The organism is Kitasatospora sp. NPDC002543, from assembly GCF_053594915.1.
Map to the genome: position 1 here is coordinate 38,672 of NZ_JBSFWR010000053.1, position 14,901 is coordinate 53,572.

Annotated in this window: 13 protein-coding genes; 7 read left to right on the forward strand and 6 right to left on the reverse strand. The window is 76.0% G+C overall.

The genetic code is table 11. The annotated features are described in order from the left end of the window. Positions 1 to 98: 98 nt before the first annotated feature. Positions 99 to 521, forward strand: coding sequence for a tautomerase family protein (locus ACWD4P_RS22350; RefSeq protein WP_449780763.1), 423 nt, complete (start codon positions 99 to 101; stop codon positions 519 to 521). A gap of 1,192 nt (positions 522 to 1,713) precedes the next feature. On the opposite strand, the gene ACWD4P_RS22355 is transcribed toward ACWD4P_RS22350, so the two are convergent. From ACWD4P_RS22355 to ACWD4P_RS22365, 3 genes are all read right to left on the reverse strand, one after another. Beyond that, entirely contained in the window at positions 1,714 to 1,863 is a 150-nt protein-coding gene (locus ACWD4P_RS22355) for a hypothetical protein (protein WP_449780764.1), read from the reverse strand. Between the two features lie 37 nt (positions 1,864 to 1,900). Continuing rightward, positions 1,901 to 3,175 carry an alpha/beta hydrolase family protein gene (locus ACWD4P_RS22360; protein ID WP_449780765.1) on the reverse strand — a complete coding sequence of 425 codons (1,275 nt, stop codon included), beginning with the start codon at positions 3,173 to 3,175 and terminating at the stop codon, positions 1,901 to 1,903. A 115-nt stretch (positions 3,176 to 3,290) separates the two neighbouring features. Continuing rightward, on the reverse strand, positions 3,291 to 3,677 hold the full coding sequence (locus ACWD4P_RS22365) for an ArsR/SmtB family transcription factor (protein ID WP_449780766.1): 387 nt from the start codon (positions 3,675 to 3,677) through the stop codon (positions 3,291 to 3,293). Between the two features lie 174 nt (positions 3,678 to 3,851). Here ACWD4P_RS22365 and ACWD4P_RS22370 point away from each other — a divergent pair, with 174 nt between their 5' ends. Further along, positions 3,852 to 5,036: an MFS transporter gene (locus ACWD4P_RS22370; protein WP_449780767.1), complete on the forward strand. Its 1,185-nt coding sequence runs from the start codon at positions 3,852 to 3,854 to the stop codon at positions 5,034 to 5,036. A 253-nt stretch (positions 5,037 to 5,289) separates the two neighbouring features. Here the strand turns inward: ACWD4P_RS22370 and pgm are convergent, their stop codons facing one another. Then, positions 5,290 to 6,930, reverse strand: coding sequence for a phosphoglucomutase (alpha-D-glucose-1,6-bisphosphate-dependent) (pgm, locus tag ACWD4P_RS22375; RefSeq protein ID WP_449780768.1), 1,641 nt, complete (start codon positions 6,928 to 6,930; stop codon positions 5,290 to 5,292). A gap of 206 nt (positions 6,931 to 7,136) precedes the next feature. Further along, positions 7,137 to 7,436: a YciI family protein gene (locus ACWD4P_RS22380; protein ID WP_359829575.1), complete on the reverse strand. Its 300-nt coding sequence runs from the start codon at positions 7,434 to 7,436 to the stop codon at positions 7,137 to 7,139. A 317-nt stretch (positions 7,437 to 7,753) separates the two neighbouring features. Here ACWD4P_RS22380 and ACWD4P_RS22385 point away from each other — a divergent pair, with 317 nt between their 5' ends. Together ACWD4P_RS22385 and ACWD4P_RS22390 are read left to right on the forward strand one after the other, a co-directional pair. Further along, positions 7,754 to 8,107, forward strand: a complete 354-nt coding sequence (locus ACWD4P_RS22385; protein ID WP_449780769.1) for a hypothetical protein — start codon at positions 7,754 to 7,756, stop codon at positions 8,105 to 8,107. Between the two features lie 63 nt (positions 8,108 to 8,170). Further along, positions 8,171 to 9,679 (forward strand): FAD-binding protein, encoded by a 1,509-nt coding sequence (locus tag ACWD4P_RS22390; RefSeq protein ID WP_359829577.1) that lies wholly within the window; start codon positions 8,171 to 8,173, stop codon positions 9,677 to 9,679. Positions 9,680 to 9,862: 183 nt separating this feature from the next. Here the strand turns inward: ACWD4P_RS22390 and ACWD4P_RS22395 are convergent, their stop codons facing one another. Continuing rightward, complete coding sequence (locus tag ACWD4P_RS22395; protein WP_449780770.1) at positions 9,863 to 11,386, reverse strand: multicopper oxidase family protein; 1,524 nt, start codon at positions 11,384 to 11,386, stop codon at positions 9,863 to 9,865. Positions 11,387 to 11,796: 410 nt separating this feature from the next. On the opposite strand from ACWD4P_RS22395, the gene ACWD4P_RS22400 reads away from it, so the two are divergent. Genes ACWD4P_RS22400 through ACWD4P_RS22410 form a run of 3 tightly spaced genes read left to right on the forward strand, consistent with a single transcriptional unit; the run spans position 11,797 to position 14,791 of the window. Next, a complete protein-coding gene (locus ACWD4P_RS22400) occupies positions 11,797 to 13,320 on the forward strand; it encodes a pyridoxal phosphate-dependent decarboxylase family protein (protein WP_449780771.1) in 1,524 nt (507 codons plus the stop codon). Next, entirely contained in the window at positions 13,317 to 14,126 is an 810-nt protein-coding gene (locus ACWD4P_RS22405; protein WP_449780772.1) for a hypothetical protein, read from the forward strand. The genes ACWD4P_RS22400 and ACWD4P_RS22405 overlap by 4 nt, the downstream gene beginning before the upstream one ends. Next, complete coding sequence (locus ACWD4P_RS22410; protein WP_449780773.1) at positions 14,123 to 14,791, forward strand: DUF6875 domain-containing protein; 669 nt, start codon at positions 14,123 to 14,125, stop codon at positions 14,789 to 14,791. The genes ACWD4P_RS22405 and ACWD4P_RS22410 overlap by 4 nt, the downstream gene beginning before the upstream one ends. The last annotated feature ends 110 nt before the right edge of the window (positions 14,792 to 14,901 follow it).

A 14,901-nucleotide genomic window follows, 5' to 3' on the forward strand; every position in this document is an offset into this window, starting at 1 on the left:
GACACCGGCACCGAGACCGGCACCGGCACCGGCACCGACGCCGTACGGGCGTCGCCCGCACCGACACCGACACTGGCACTGACACCGAGGAGCCCCCCATGCCGCTGTGGCACGTCTACCACCCTCCCGGCACCTACACCCCCGAGCAGAAGCGCCGACTGGCCGGCGACGTCACCGGGTTCTACACCCGCATCGGACTGCCCAGGTTCTACGTCATGACCCTCTTCCACGAGATCGCCGCCGACTCCTTCCACGTCGGCGGCGAACCGTCCGGCACGGCGGTGCGCATCGTGGTCGAGCACATCGCCCGCCACAACGGGGACCCGCAGGCACGCCGGCACACCCGCGAGGCCCTCGCCGCGCTCCTCGCGCCCCACACCTCCGACCGCGGCCTGTACTGCGAGTTCCACATCGACGAGACGCCCCAGGACCTGTGGATGACGGACGGCATCGCCCCGCCGCCTCCCCGCAGCGAGGCCGAACAGGCGTGGGCCCGCGAGAACCGCCCGATCCCCTACTGATCCCCCGCCGCCACCGGAACGCCCCCGCACCCCGGGGCGGGAGGCCCGCCGCCGCGCGGGCCTCCCGCCCCGGCGCACCCACTGCGCGAGAAGGCCGCCGCCGAGGAGCGGACCACCCTGAAGGACCCGCGCAGGGCCCGCGGGAGGGGAAGGCGGGCCGCCGGGGCGCTGCGGGACGCGCTCGCGAAGGCCTTCGGGGGCGCCGCAGGGCCGACCGGGCGGGCGCACCCCGGTGGCCGCCTCCGCCCCCTCCCCCGCACTCGCGCTGGGGCCCCGGCACGGGATGCCCGCGTACACCTCGGGGGGCGGGGCGGCGCACTCCTTCCGAAGCCCGTGAGACCCAAGTCCTCCTACGTAGAGCCTGGTTGATGCGACCGGGCGCAGCCTCACGAAGGCCGGCGCGGGGCGCCGCACACCCGCAGTCAGGATCGGCGAGCCAAGGCTGATACGGCGCAGCAGCATCCAACAGCGGGCCGGGACGCCCCTCAGGCAGCCGCCCAAGCAGACTGCGGGGCAGTCGTATTGGGCGGCCACAGCACATGAACCGGCCACCAGACCGACCTGCCGAGGCTCAGGCGCCGAAGCGGATCTCGGGCCGGTACGGCGCAGCAGCGCCCAGCGCGGGGCCAGGACACCCCGTAGGCGGCAGCCCAAGCAAGCTGCGGGGCCCGTGCGTTGAGCGGCCGCAGCATACGAGCCGTCCGTCGGACCGATCGGCCGAGGCCCGGCGGCGAAGCGGGCCCCGGGCCGGTACGGCGCAGCCGCGTCCAGCAGCGCGGGCCGAGGACACCCCGCACGCAGCGGCCCAAGCAAGCTGCGGCGCGCACGTTGGGTGGCCGCAGCACACGGACCGGCCGCCCGACCGACCCACCCGGGGCGGGCCCGGGCCGGTACGGCGCAGCGACATCCAGCGGCAGGACCGAGGGAACCCGCCACCGGGTCCCCGGGCAGGCCGCGGGGCGGGCGCATCGGGCGGCCATGCCGCGCGCGCCGGCCCCGCCGGGGCTCAGGCGTCGAAGCGGGCCACGGGCCGGGACGGCACGGGGACGCCGCGCAGGCGCAGGCCGAAGTGGGCCGCGAGGCAGGAGCGTTGGGCGGCGACGGCCGAGGGAAGCCCGCCGCCGGGGCCCCGGGCAGGCCGTGGGGCGGGCGCATCGGGCGGGCATGCCGCGCGCACCGGCCCCGCCGGGGTTCAGGCGTCGAAGCGGGCCTCGGGCCGGGACGGGGCGGGGACGTCGCGCAGGCGCAGGCCGAAGCAGGCGGCGAGGCAGGAGCGTTGGGCGGCGACGGCCGAGGGAACCCCGCCGCCGGGGGCCCCGGGCAGGCCGTGGGGCGGGCGCATCGGAGGGCCACCGCACACGCGCCGGCCCCGCCGAGGCTCAGGCGTCGAAGCGGATCTCGGGCCAGTGCGGGGTGGGGGCGTCGAGGAGGGTGGTGGGGGTGCCGCGCAGGTGGAGGCCGAAGTAGGCGGTGAGGTAGGCGCATTGGGCGGCGACGGCGCGGTGGGGGTCGCCGGTGCCGAGGAAGTGTTCCAGTTGGTCGGCGGGCCAGGCGAAGGCGGGCTGGCCCTGGGGGATGAGGAGTTGGAGATCGCAGTAGGAGAGGTGGCCGGAGTGGGTGAGGGTCAGGCGGCGGCGCCAGCCGGTCAGGTGGGGCCACAGGGTGTCCCACATGGTGTCGCGGGCGGGGCTGTCCCAGGCGGAGGCCATCAGGAGCAGGGGGCGGGGCTGGTCGGCGGTGGCGGCGGGGCCGAACAGGGGGCCGTCCAGGATCGCGCCGGCGTGGATGCGCGGGTCGTCGTGCAGGGCCTGGGCGGTGGTGGCGCCGCCCATGGAGTGGCCGAACATGCCGACGGCGTCGAGGTCGAGGGTGCCGTCCAGGCCGGCGGGCAGGGGGCCGTGGTGGAGGCGGTCGAGCAGGCAGCGGGTGTCGGCGGCGCGGTAGGCGACGATCTCGGCGTCGGTCATGGCCTGGACGCGGGCCTTGTCGCGCACTTCGAGGCGGTGGCCGGGGAATTCGACTTCGCCGGCGTCGTAGGTGTGGTCGAGGGCGGCGACGACGTGGCCGTGGGAGGCGAGTTCCTCGGCGAGGGCGGTGTTGAAGGCGCTGTCGGCGCCGGAGCCGTGGGAGTTGAGGACGACGGGGTGGCGGCGGGTGCGGTCGGCGGGGGTGCCGGGGCGGGCGTGGGTGGTGGGCCAGGTGAGGCGGGCGTCGGGGACGCCGAAGTAGGCGGCCTGCAGGTGGGCGGTCTCGGCGGGGCTCATCCAGGGCGCGTACGGGCCCCGGGCGCCGGGCGCGGCGGGGTACCAGAGGCGGGCGCGCAGTTCGCGCGGGCGGGGGGTGGGGGCCCAGGCGTCGGTGCGGGTGGTGTCGGTCAGGTGGAGCAGGGCGGTGCCGACGGGGCGGGGGCCGGTGGGTGGGGGCAGGGTCAGGCAGGGCTCCCCCGCCCCGCCGGAGCGGGCGTCGGTGCCGCCGTCGGCCCGGGCGGGTGCGGCACCGGCGGCGGGTGCGGCACAGGCGGCGGTCGCGGCGCCCAGGGCGAGCGCCCCGAGGAGGCGGCGGCGGGACAGCCGGTGGGAGGACGCGGGGAACGGAGAAGACGGAGGGGAGAACGGGGAGGAGGAGGGCGCAGGGGTGGGCTGGGCTCCGGTCACGGGGGCTCCTTCGACGGCGGGGGCGGCGGCGTGCCGCGTCCACGGTGCCGGGCCGGGCCGGCCGGGCGCGTCCGCCCGGGGCAGGAGGGGGTGCGGGCCGTTTGCGACCGCGGGCCTACGCCTGCGGCACCAGCCCCGCCGCACCGTCCCCTAGGGGGTCAACGGGCTTCTGCCGTAGGGCGGTTGCCCGGGCGGACAGGAGTGCGTCGAGCAGTCCGGGGAAGCGGGTGTCGAGGTCGGTGCGGCGCAGGCTGACGAAGCGGTTGCGGCCGGCGACGCGGGTGGTGGTGACGCCGGCCTCGCGCAGGACCCGCATGTGGTGGGAGACGGTCGACTTGTGGAGGTGTTCCAGGCCCAGGCCGCGCGGGTCGCAGGAGTGCTCGCCGCCGTCGGCGTAGCTGAGCAGCAGGGTCATGCGCACGGGGTCGCCGAGGGCGTGCAGGACGGTGACGAGGTCGATGTCGGCGGTGGCGGGCTGGGGAAGCCGCTCGTCGTCGGTCATGGCGCACGCTCCTCGGGGGTCATGGGGGTCGCTGGGGTCGCTGGGGTCGCGGGAGGGGTCGGGACGGGACGGATGGTTTGACAATCATCCACCCATCCCCGATTGTTTGGCGAGCATCCAACTGTTGCATGTTCGTCCAACAACTTGTTCCCACGCACCCCGGGGGGCCCTCCCGTGCCCGTACGTCTGCTCCTGCTCGCCCTCGGCACCTTCGCCATGGGCACCGATTCGATGGTCGTCGCCGGCATCCTCGGCCCGATCTCCGCCGACCTGGGGGTGTCGGTGCCCGCCGCCGGCCAGCTGGTCACCGTCTTCGCGCTCGGCTACGCGCTGCTGGCCCCGGTGCTGGCCACGCTCACCGCCCGCTGGCCGCGCCGGCGCCTGCTGCTGACCGCGCTCGCGGTGTTCAGCGCCGCCAACGCGCTCAGCGCCCTCGCCCCCACCTACGGGCTGCTGCTGGCCACCCGCGTCCTGGCCGCGGCCGGCGCCGCCCTCTACACCCCGACCGCCAACGCGGTGGCCACCACCCTGGTCGCCCCCGAACGGCGCGGACGGGCCCTGGCGACGGTGCTCGGCGGGATGACGGTGGCCACCGCCCTCGGCGTGCCGCTGGGCACCTGGGTGGGACGCACCGACTGGCGGATGACGATGTGGCTGGTCACCGCCCTGGGCCTGGCGGCGCTCGCCGGCCTGGCCCTGCTGCTGCGCGACCTGCCCGCCCCCACCGCCGCCCCCACCCTGCGGGCCCGCCTGGCACCGCTGCGCCGGGGCCGGGTGCTGGGCGCCGCGGCCACCACCCTGGTGTTCTTCCTCGCCTTCCAGAGCGTCTACATCTACCTGGCCACCGCCGTGAAGGACGCCACCGGCGGCGACGCCGACCGGCTGAGCCTGATCCTGCTGACCTGCGGCGTGATGTCGGTGGCCGGCAGCTGGCTGGGCGGGCGCCTGGTGGACCGCCTCGGGGTGCGCCGGGTGCTGCTGGCCGGCTCGGCGGCGGCCGCGGCCGCTTTCGCCGCGCTGCCGTGGCTGGGGCGCAGCATGCCGGGGGCGCTGGTGTACGCGATGGTGGTGCCGCTGGCGGGGTGGGCGGTGTCGGTGGCGCTGCCGCACCGGCTGGCGTCGCTCGATCCGGGGAACGCGCCGTTGCTGATCTCGCTGAACAGCAGCGCGCTGTACCTGGGGACGGCGGCGGGCGGTGTGGCGGGGTCGGCGGCGATCGCGGTGCTGGGCGGGCGGTGGTTCCCGCTGGCGGCCACGGCGCTGGCGCTGGTGGCGTGCGCGGTGGCGGCGGCGACCACCCGGGACGGGCGGGCGGCGCGCGCCGCGGCGCCCGAGCGGGTGCGGCCGGCCCGCGCCTGAGCCGCCCGGGGCGACGGCCCCGCACGGCGGCCCCTGTACGGGACGGCCGACGTGCGCCGCAACGGCCGTACGGGACGGCGCGTGTGCGCCACCACGCCCGTACGCCGCCACGCCCGTACAGCACAACGGCCGTACGGGGCAACGCCCGTACAGCACAACACCCGTGCGGGGCAACGGCCGTGCGGCGCCGACGGCGGTGCCCCGGCCCGGCGCGGGAGCCGGGCCGGGGCACCGCCGCGGGCGCGGGCGGGTCTCAGCCCCGCAGGACCTCGCCGACCAGGGCGCGGGCCTCGTCCTGGACGCGGGCGAGGTGCTCCTCGCCGTGGAAGGACTCGGCGTAGATCTTGTACACGTCCTCGGTGCCGGAGGGCCGGGCGGCGAACCAGGCGTTCTCGGTGCAGACCTTGATGCCGCCGATCAGGGCGCCGTTGCCGGGGGCCTTGGCGAGGACGGCGGTGATCTTCTCGCCGGCGATCTCGCCGGCGCCGACGCGTTCCGGGGAGAGCCGGGCCAGGCGGGCCTTCTGCTCGCGGTCGGCGGGGGCGTCCACGCGGGCGTAGGCGGGGGCGCCGTGGCGCTCGGTCAGCGCGCGGTAGTGGGCGCTGGGGGTGGCGCCGGTGACGGCGGCGATCTCGGAGGCCAGCAGGGCGAGCAGGATGCCGTCCTTGTCGGTGGTCCACACCCCGCCGTCGCGGCGCAGGAAGGAGGCGCCGGCGCTCTCCTCGCCGCCGAAGCCGATCGAGCCCTCCAGCAGGCCGTCGACGAACCACTTGAAGCCGACGGGGACTTCCACCAGGGTGCGGCCGAGGTCGGCGGCGACGCGGTCGAGCATCGAGGAGGAGACCAGGGTCTTGCCGACGCCGGCGTCCCCGGGCCAGTCGGTGCGGTGGCGGTAGAGGTAGTCGACGGCGACGGCGAGGTAGTGGTTGGGGTTCATCAGGCCGCCGTCGGGGGTGACGATGCCGTGCCGGTCGGCGTCGGCGTCGTTGCCGGTGGCGATGGCGTACTCGTCCTTGCGGCCGATGAGGGAGGCCATCGCGGCCGGGGAGGAGCAGTCCATGCGGATCTTTCCGTCCCAGTCCAGCGTCATGAAGCGCCAGGTCTGGTCGGTCACCGGGTTGACGACGGTCAGGTCCAGGCGGTGGGTGTCGGCGATGCGCTCCCAGTAGGCCACCGAGGCGCCGCCCAGCGGGTCGGCGCCGATGCGCAGGCCCGCCTCGCGCACGGCGTCCAGGTCCAGGACGGAGGGCAGGTCCTCGACGTAGGCGGTGAGGTAGTCGTGGCGCCCGGTGGTGGCGGCGGCCAGGGCCCGCGCGTAGGGGACCCGCCTGACGCCGCGCATGCCCTCGCGGATCAGCTCGTTGGCGCGGTCCTGGATCCGGCCGGTGGCCTGGGATCCGGCCGGGCCGCCGCTGGGCGGGTTGTACTTGAAGCCGCCGTCGCGCGGCGGGTTGTGCGAGGGGGTGACCACGATGCCGTCGGCCAGCGCGCGGGGGCTGCGCCGGTTGTGGGCGAGGATCGCGTGCGAGACGGCCGGGGTGGGGGTGTAGCCGTCGGCGGCGTCGATCAGCACCTGCACGCCGTTGGCGGCCAGCACCTCCAGGGCGGTGGCCTTGGCCGGCTCGGACAGGGCGTGGGTGTCGGCGCCCAGGAACACCGGTCCCGCGACGCCCTGTTCGGCCCGGTACTCGCAGATCGCCTGCGTGGTCGCGGCGATGTGGTCCTCGTTGAAGGCCGCGTCCAGTGACGAGCCCCGGTGTCCCGAGGTCCCGAAGGAGACCCGCTGCCCGGGCTCCTGAGGGTCGGGGTTCAGCGCGTAGTACGCCGTCACCAGCCGCGCCACGTCCACCAGGTCACCGGGCTGCGCCGGCTGCCCGGCCCGTGCGTGTGCCATCCGTCTTCTCCCGCCGAAAGTCGGTAACTCGCGATACGTCCCCGTCCCGCGCTCACCGATCGTAGCCAGAACGCGACCGTGTCCCGAACCGCGCGCGGTGCGGGCCACCGCGCACGGACGGTGCCGGCGGCCGGGGGGACGGACGGGGGGACGCGCCCGGGCGACGCGTCGAGGACCGCGGCCCCGACGGGGCCTCAGGCCGGGCCTCAGGCGGGCGGTTCCTGGCGGTGGGAGGCCAGTTCGGGGGCGGTGGTGGTGGCGAGGAACTCCGTCACCCGGTACTCGGTCAACCCGGCCCGCACGAACGGGTCGGTGGCCACCAGCGCCTCGACGCCGGCCCGGTCCTCGCCCACCGCGAGGATCACCCCGCCGTCGCGCGGCACCTTGCGCCCCGAGGCGAGGAAGGTGCCGGAGGCGTAGTGCTCCCGCAGCCATGCGACGTGCCGCGGCAGGACGGCGTCGATCGACTCGAGGTCGGCGGTGTACGTCAGCTCCAGTACGAACATGGGGCCCAGGCTAGACCCGGGGCCGCCACGCCCCGCCGCCAGGGCCCGCCGCGCCCCGCCGGAACGCGCCCGCCGCAACCGCCCCGCCGCCGGGGTGCCGACCCCGATCCTGCCAGGTCGCGCAAGGCTTCGGTAGGACACAGCACACCCTTCCCGCTCCTTGCCGCCCGGTGGTGCGCGCCCGCAGACTCGTGCGCATCCCCTTCTCCGCGCCACGCGCCGTGCGTGCCGCGCGCCCCGTCCCGGGCGCCCGGCGCGGACGGCGTGCTGCCCGCGGACGGGGAGGAACCGGACGAACGACGAAGGGGGACGGGCGGATGCGCGTGCACAAGGACCTGGTACTCAAGGCGCGGGTGCGGCTGCTGAGCCACAACGAGCGGATCCTGCACGGCGAGGAGGGCCTGTGGGTGTACCGGACGCTGTTCGCCGTCAGCCCGGCCGTGCACGCCTACAAGCTGGCGCTGGTCCTGCGGGAGGCCGCGCAGGGGCCGCGGGTGGCGGTGCTGCCCGAGGAGCGGCGCGAGCGGGTGCGTCAGGCGCTGCTGGCCGAGGCGCGGGCCGCCGCCGCGCACATCCCCTCCCACGCCCCCGGGCACCAGCTGCGGATGTGGGAGTACCCGGTGTCCGAGCTGCGGCGCGTCGAGCAGCAGATCACCGGTGCACGGCAGTAGGTGATCACCCGGAGGGTGCGGTACAACAATCCCTATTTGACGACTGATCGGAGAAAACCTGATATGAGCAGCTCAGGAATGTCGCGCCGCACCCTGCTGTCCTCCGCCGGCGCCGGGGCCCTGACCGCCGTCGTCGGCTGGAACACCACCACCGCCGCCTGGGCCACCGAGGCCGACGACGGCACGGCCGCCGACATCGCCCGACTGCCCGCCCTGGACGGCACCATGACCCTCCAGGGCGACGGACTGGAACGCTTCTCCACCGACTTCGGACACCTCGTCACCGCCAGGCCCCGGGCCGTGCTGCGCCCCGGCTCGGTGCGCGACGTGCAGCAGCTGATCGCCTTCGCCCGCCGCCACCGCATCCCGGTGGCCGTCAACGGGCAGAGCGGCGACCGCGCCCAGCTCGGCGACGCCGGGCTGGAGTCGCACTCCAGCTACGGCCAGGCCAACCCCCGCGGCGGCGTCGCCATCGACGCCCGCGGCCTGTCCCGGATCGTCTCGGTGCACCCGGGGCGCGCCGTGGTCGAGGCCGGCGCCACCTGGGCCCAGGTCACCGAGGCGGGCCTGGCGGCCGGCTGGGTGCCGCCGGTGCTCACCGACTACCTGCACCTGTCGGTGGGCGGCACCCTGAGCGTCGGCGGCATCGGCGGCGGCGTCCAGCGCTACGGCATGCAGGTCGACAACGTGCTGGAACTGGACGTGGTCACCGGCACCGGCGAGCTGGTCACCGCCTCGCGCACCCGCAACCGGGAACTGTTCGAGGCGGTGCTGGCCGGCGGCGGCCAGGTCGCCGTCATCGTGCGCGTCACCCTCGCCCTGGTCCGGGTCCGCGAACGCGCCCACGTCTTCTCCCTCTACTACGACGACCTGGACGCCTACCTCGCCGACCAGGAGAAGGTCCTGGCCCGGCGCCGCTTCGACTTCCAGGTCGGCGACGTGGTGCGCAGCGCGGACGGTTCGCGCTGGCGCTACAAGGCGGAGCTGGTGGCGTTCACCGACGCCGGGCAGGCGGTGGACCGGGCGGCGCTGCTGGCCGGGCTGACGCCGGTGGACACGGAGGTGGTGGAGCAGGGCTGGCGGGAGTACGCCTACCGGGTGGACGGCTTCTCGGGGTACCTGCGGGCGGCCGGGTTCTGGGCGCTGCCCAAGCCGTGGCTGAGCGTGTTCGTGCCGGCGTCCTCGGCGCGGGCGTTCATGGCGCGCGCCGCGCAGGTGCTGACGGCCGAGGACCTGGGGGCGGGGCTGCTGCTGTTCTACCCGTACCTGCGCTCGAAGGTGACGGCGCCGCTGGCGGTGCTGCCGGGGCAGGAGGTGGGCTGGCACTTCGACCTGCTGGCCTTCCCCGGGCCGGGGTCGGACACCGCGGCGATGCTGGAGCGCAACCGGCGCCTGTACGACCTGGCGGTGGAGCTGGGCGGCAAGCGGTACCTGATCGGGGCGGTGCCGGGGATGACCCGGGCGGACTGGCAGCGCCACTACGGGGCGCTGTGGGGGCGGGTGGTGGCGGCCAAGCGGCGCTGGGACCCGGCGGGGATCCTGACGCCGGGCCAGGGCATCCACGCGTCCTGACGCGTTCCGGCGCGTCCTGACCCGTTCCGGCGCGTCCTGGCGCGTTCCGGCGCGCCCGTCGGCCCCGGGCCGGCCCGCCCGCCCGCCAGCGCGCGCGTGTGCGTGCGGGCGTGCGGGCGGGCGGACGGACGGCCCGGGCCGGTGGCGTCTGCGGCCCTCGGGCCCGGGGCGCCGCCCGGGGCGTCAGGTGATCTCCATCTGGGCCATCATGCCCATCGCGGAGTGGTCCAGCAGGTGGCAGTGGTACGGGTAGCGGCCGCGGTAGGTGTCGAAGGTGGCGTGCAGGCGCACGCTCTCGCCGGGCATCAGGCGCACGGTGTCCTTGAGGCCCGACTCCTCGGGGCCGGGGGCCGCCCCGTTGCGGGCCAGGACGCGGAACTGCACCAGGTGCAGGTGGAAGTTGTGCGGGACGTCGGTGTTGGCGTTGTGGACGGTCCAGATCTCCGAGGTGCCGAACGCGACGGCGGCGTCCACCCGGTCGGGGTCGTACTGCCTGCCGTCGATCAGTCCGCGCGCGGTGGCGCCGGCGCCGCCCTCCTCGACCTTGAGCACGACGGTGCGCTCGCGCACGGCCGGTCCCGGCGGGGGCAGGGTGCGCAGCCGGTCGGGGACGTGGGAGGGGTCGGGGGCGGGGCGCCCGACGTCGAAGCGCAGGACCTGGCCGATGTGTTCGGCGGGGCCGGGGGGCATGGAGTTGGTGAGCACGACGCCGGTGCCGGGGCGGTAGCGGGAGAAGTCGATGACGACGTCGGCGCGTTCGCCCGGTGAGAGGTCGATGGTGTCGGTGGTGTGGGGGCGTTCCAGCAGGCCGCCGTCGGAGCCGATCTGGGTGATGGGGCCGCCGTCGGCCAGGCGCAGCGAGAAGAAGCGCAGGTTGGAGGAGTTGAGCAGGCGGATGCGGTAGCGGCGGGCGGCGACGTCGACCTTGGGCCAGGGGCGGCCGTTGGCGAGGACGGTGGCGCGGCCCTCGGCGTCGTCCATCCGGTAGACGAGGTTGCCGGAGGCGTCGAAGCGGGCGTCGCGCAGGGCGATGGGCAGGTCGTAGCGGCCCGAGGGCAGGGGCAGGGCGGCCTCGGTGGCGTCGGTGAGCAGGTAGCTGCCCGCCAGGCCCCGGTAGACGTGCTCGGACTCCAGGTGGTGGGCGTGGTCGTGGAACCACAGGCTCGCGTGGGGCTGGTCGTTGGGGTAGGTGTAGGTGCGGGTGGCGCCGGCGCCCAGCAGGTTCATCGGGCCGCCGTCGCTGTCCACGGGGACGGCGGAGCCGTGCAGGTGCACCGAGACCGGGTCGTCCAGCAGGTTGGTCTGGCGCACGATCACCGGCCGGCCCGAGCGGGCGCGGATGACGGGGCCGGGGAAGGCGCCGTTGTAGGTGAGGACCTCGGTGCGGCGCCCGGGCAGGATGCGGGCGTAGGAGCGCAGCATGGTCACCGCGTAGGTGTCGGCGCCGCCGTCGGTGGACACGGGGCTGAGCACCGGGGGCAGCGGCAGCGCGGTGGTGAACTTCTCCGCGAGCGAGGGGCCGGTGTCGGGGCCGGGGTCGGGCAGGGCGGCGCCCACCGGGTGGGCGTGGCCCGCGTCCTGGCCCGCGGCCGCGGCGGCGGGGGCGGTGGCGGGGGTGGAGGCGGCCGGGCGCACGGTGGTGCGCACCAGCAGGACTCCTCCCCCGGTCGCCAGGGCGGCGCCGATCATCCTGCGTCTGGTCACCATCGCGTCGTTCCTCCCGCGTGCGGTCCCCCGGATCCGCCCCGGGTGGGTGCGGGCGGCCCTCGTCCGGGGGTGATTGCAGCAGCGCCGCCTCGGGTGCCGGTGGGGTCCGGCTTGAGCGGGCCCGCCCGCCGGGCGACGGCCGGGCGGACCGGGCGGGTGCGGCGGCGGCGGATGCGGCGGCGGGGCGGGTGGGGCCGGCGGGCGCGGCGGTGGGTGAGCTGCGGGTGTTGCGGGCGCCTTGCGGGTGCTCGCCACCGTGGCAGCGGACGCGGTCGAGGAACGCTCAAGAGCCGGAAGAACGCTCACGAGGACTCGGCACGCGGTGAACGCTCGTACTCGCCAGGGGCCCGGCGTGCTGCTCACCCACGCGCCGGCACCCCGCACGAAGCACTGAGGGGAAGGGCCGGAGCGTGGACCTGCGGTACTGGCTGCCGAGGGCGGCCGAGGTGGCCGAGCGGTGGGGCGAGCGGTTCGGGCCGCTGCGCCCCCACCCCTCCCACCTGGTGGACGAGGCGGACTTCGCCGCCGCGTTCGAGCGCTTCGCCAAGCGCCTGGAGCACAACTACCCGTTCTTCCACCCGCGCTACGCCGGCCAGATGGTCAAACCGCCGCACCCGGCGGCCGTGGTGGGCTACCTGACGGCGATGCGCTTCAACCCCAACAACCACGCCTACGAGGGCGGGCCGGCCACCAACGACATGGAACGCGAGTGCGTCGCCCAGCTCGCCGCCATGTTCGCCCTGCCCGCCCACGTGGGCCACCTGACCAGCAGCGGCACCATCGCCAACCTCGAAGCGCTGTACGTGGCGCGCCAGAGCCACCCCGGGCGCGGCGTCGCCTACAGCGGCCAGGCCCACTACACCCACAGCCGGATGTGCCACGTCCTGGGCGTCGAGGGCCACGCGGTGGCCGCCGATGCCGAGGGCCGCATGGACGTCGGCGCGCTGGAGGAACTGCTGCGCACCGGACGGGTGGGCACGGTCGTGGTCACCTGCGGCACCACCGGGGCCGGCGCCGTCGACCCGGTCCACGAGATCCTCCCGCTGGCCCGCCGCCACGGGGCGCGGGTGCACGTGGACGCCGCCTACGGCGGGTTCTTCACCCTGCTGGCCGCCGACGACGCCCTGGCCGCCTCCCTCGGCGTGGACACCGCGCCGTGGCGGGCGATCGCCGGCTGCGACTCGGTGACCGTCGACCCGCACAAGCACGGCCTGCAGCCCTACGGCTGCGGGGCGGTGCTGTTCGCCGACCCCGGCATCGGACGCCACTTCGCCCACGACTCCCCGTACACCTACTTCACCGACGCCGAACTGCACCTGGGCGAGATCAGCCTGGAGTGCTCGCGCGCCGGAGCCTCGGCCGCCGCCCTGTGGCTGACCCTGCAACTGCTGCCGCTCACCCCCCAGGGGCTGGGCGCCGGACTGGCCGCCTCCCGCCGCGCCGCCCTCGCATGGGCCGAACTCATCGACACCAGCGAGGAACTGACGCTCCATCAGAAGCCGCAGCTGGACATCGTCACCTACTTCCCCACCGTCCCCGGCCCCCGCCCGCCCGCCCTGTCGGCGATCGACGCCGCCAGCGACCACGTCCTGCGCCGGGGCATGGCCGACGAACACGACCCCGTCTACCTGAGCGTGCTGCGCGTGGACGCCGCCGACTTCACCCGCCGCCACCCCGGCACGCGCGCGGACGCCGACGGGGCACGGGTCCTGCGCAGCGTGCTGATCAAGCCGGAGGCCGAGGAGTGGGTGGCGCCGCTGCACGCGCGCGTCACCGCCCTGGCCGCCTCGGCCACCGCGCCGCCCGCTTCTCCTGCCGCTGCTTCCGCTGCTTCCGCTCCTGCCGCTCCTTCCGCTGCTTCCGTGTCCACCGATGTGACCGTTGACCCGCCTTCCCCTCCGTCCGCCCCCTCGTTCGAGGAGAGTGCCCGTTGACCACCGCCACCGCCCTGCCCGCCGCCGCGGGCACCGCCTTACGGACCGCCGCACCACCCACCGCGTCGCCCGCCGCACCACCCGCCGTATCGCCCGCCGTATCGCCCGCCGTATCGCCCGCCGGGCGGGGCGTCGTACGCCCCGGACGCCCGCAGGAGCGCGACGCCCTGGCCGCCGTGCTCGCCGCCGCCTTCGCCGACGACGCGCTGATGCTCTGGGCCTTCCCCGACCCCGAACACCGCGCCCGCGTCCTGCCCGCCTTCTTCCGCGTCCACGTCGACCAGTGCTTGGCCCACCGCGGCGTCCTGGTCGCCCACCACGCCACCGACTCCGCCACCGACTCCGCTGCCGACGGCGCCGACGGGCCCGGCGGGCCGCAGGACGGGGAGCCGCTGGGGGCGCTGCTGTTCCTGCCGCCCGGCCGCTGGGACGACCCGCGCCTGCACGACGGCACCGCCGGCGCCGCCCTGGCCGAGGCGATCGACGCCGACGGCCACGGCGAGAGCTCCCGCCGCCTGGCCGCCATCACCCGCCTGCAGGCCCTGCGCCACCCGCGCCACCGCTCCCACCACTACCTCGCCTTCGTCGGGGTACGCCCCGAGGACCGCCGCACCCGCGCCGGCCACGCCCTGCTGCACGCCTTCCTCACCGAGGTCGACACCGCCGGCCAGGCCGCCTACGCCGAGACCAGCTCCCCCAGCGGCGCCCACCTGCTCGCCGCCGGCGGCTTCGCCCGCTTCGGCGAGGCCATCGCCCTGCCCGGCGGCGGCCCCCGCCTGGCCCCGGTGTGGAGGGGACCGCGATGACCGCCCCCGCCGCCCCCGCCGCCTCGGCCCTGCACCTGTACAGCGCCGCGCAGATCGACGCCGGCCACGCCACCGCACGCCCCGAGGCCGCCGAGACCCTCGCCTGGGCCCGCGCCTTCCTCACCACCGCCCACCCCGACCTCGGCCGCAGCGGCCCGGTCTGCCCCTACACCCAGCCCTCGCTGCGCCGCGGCCTGTTCCACATCGCCGTCGCCGACGCCGCCCCCGACGGGGACCTGCCCGCCCTGGTCGCCGAACTGCGCTCCCACTACGACGAGTTGCTCGCCGAGCTCACCCAGGAGTCCGACCGCGAACTGCTGACCGTGCTGCTGGTCATGCCCCAGCTGGACCGTGAGGACTCCACCGTGCTGGACGAACTCCAGCGCAAGGCCAAGGACGAGTTCGTCGAACAGGGCCTGATGATCGGCCAGTTCCACCCGGTCTGCGAGGAACCCGGCCTGTGGAACCACTCCTTCCGGCCGCTGCGCGCCCCCGTCCCGCTGCTCGCGGTACGCAAACTGCTGGTCTTCGACCTGCCCTTCCTCGCCGGCGACGAGACCCACCTGGACCACTACCTGGCCCGCTTCGCCCCCGAGGTGCCCGCCCGCATCCGCGCCCAGCTGGTCACCAGCGTCCGCACCCGCCGCGAGAACGCCGCCGCCTGACCCCCTCCCCCTCGCGCGCGGAGCCCGGTCGGCGAGGTGCTGCGCGAGCTGAAGGCCCTGGTGGAGCGCTCCGACTGGAAGGTCGGCTTCCCGGTCGAGGTGCGCTTCGC

Coding starts and splice junctions, on each gene's coding strand:
- ACWD4P_RS22350 (WP_449780763.1), top strand. CDS start 99: ATGCCGCTGTGGCACGTCTACCACCCTCCCGGCACCTACACCCCCGAG.
- ACWD4P_RS22355 (WP_449780764.1), bottom strand. CDS start 1,863: ATGCGCCCGCCCCACGGCCTGCCCGGGGCCCCCGGCGGCGGGGTTCCC.
- ACWD4P_RS22365 (WP_449780766.1), bottom strand. CDS start 3,677: ATGACCGACGACGAGCGGCTTCCCCAGCCCGCCACCGCCGACATCGAC.
- pgm (WP_449780768.1), bottom strand. CDS start 6,930: ATGGCACACGCACGGGCCGGGCAGCCGGCGCAGCCCGGTGACCTGGTG.
- ACWD4P_RS22380 (WP_359829575.1), bottom strand. CDS start 7,436: ATGTTCGTACTGGAGCTGACGTACACCGCCGACCTCGAGTCGATCGAC.
- ACWD4P_RS22385 (WP_449780769.1), top strand. CDS start 7,754: ATGCGCGTGCACAAGGACCTGGTACTCAAGGCGCGGGTGCGGCTGCTG.
- ACWD4P_RS22390 (WP_359829577.1), top strand. CDS start 8,171: ATGAGCAGCTCAGGAATGTCGCGCCGCACCCTGCTGTCCTCCGCCGGC.
- ACWD4P_RS22395 (WP_449780770.1), bottom strand. CDS start 11,386: ATGGTGACCAGACGCAGGATGATCGGCGCCGCCCTGGCGACCGGGGGA.
- ACWD4P_RS22410 (WP_449780773.1), top strand. CDS start 14,123: ATGACCGCCCCCGCCGCCCCCGCCGCCTCGGCCCTGCACCTGTACAGC.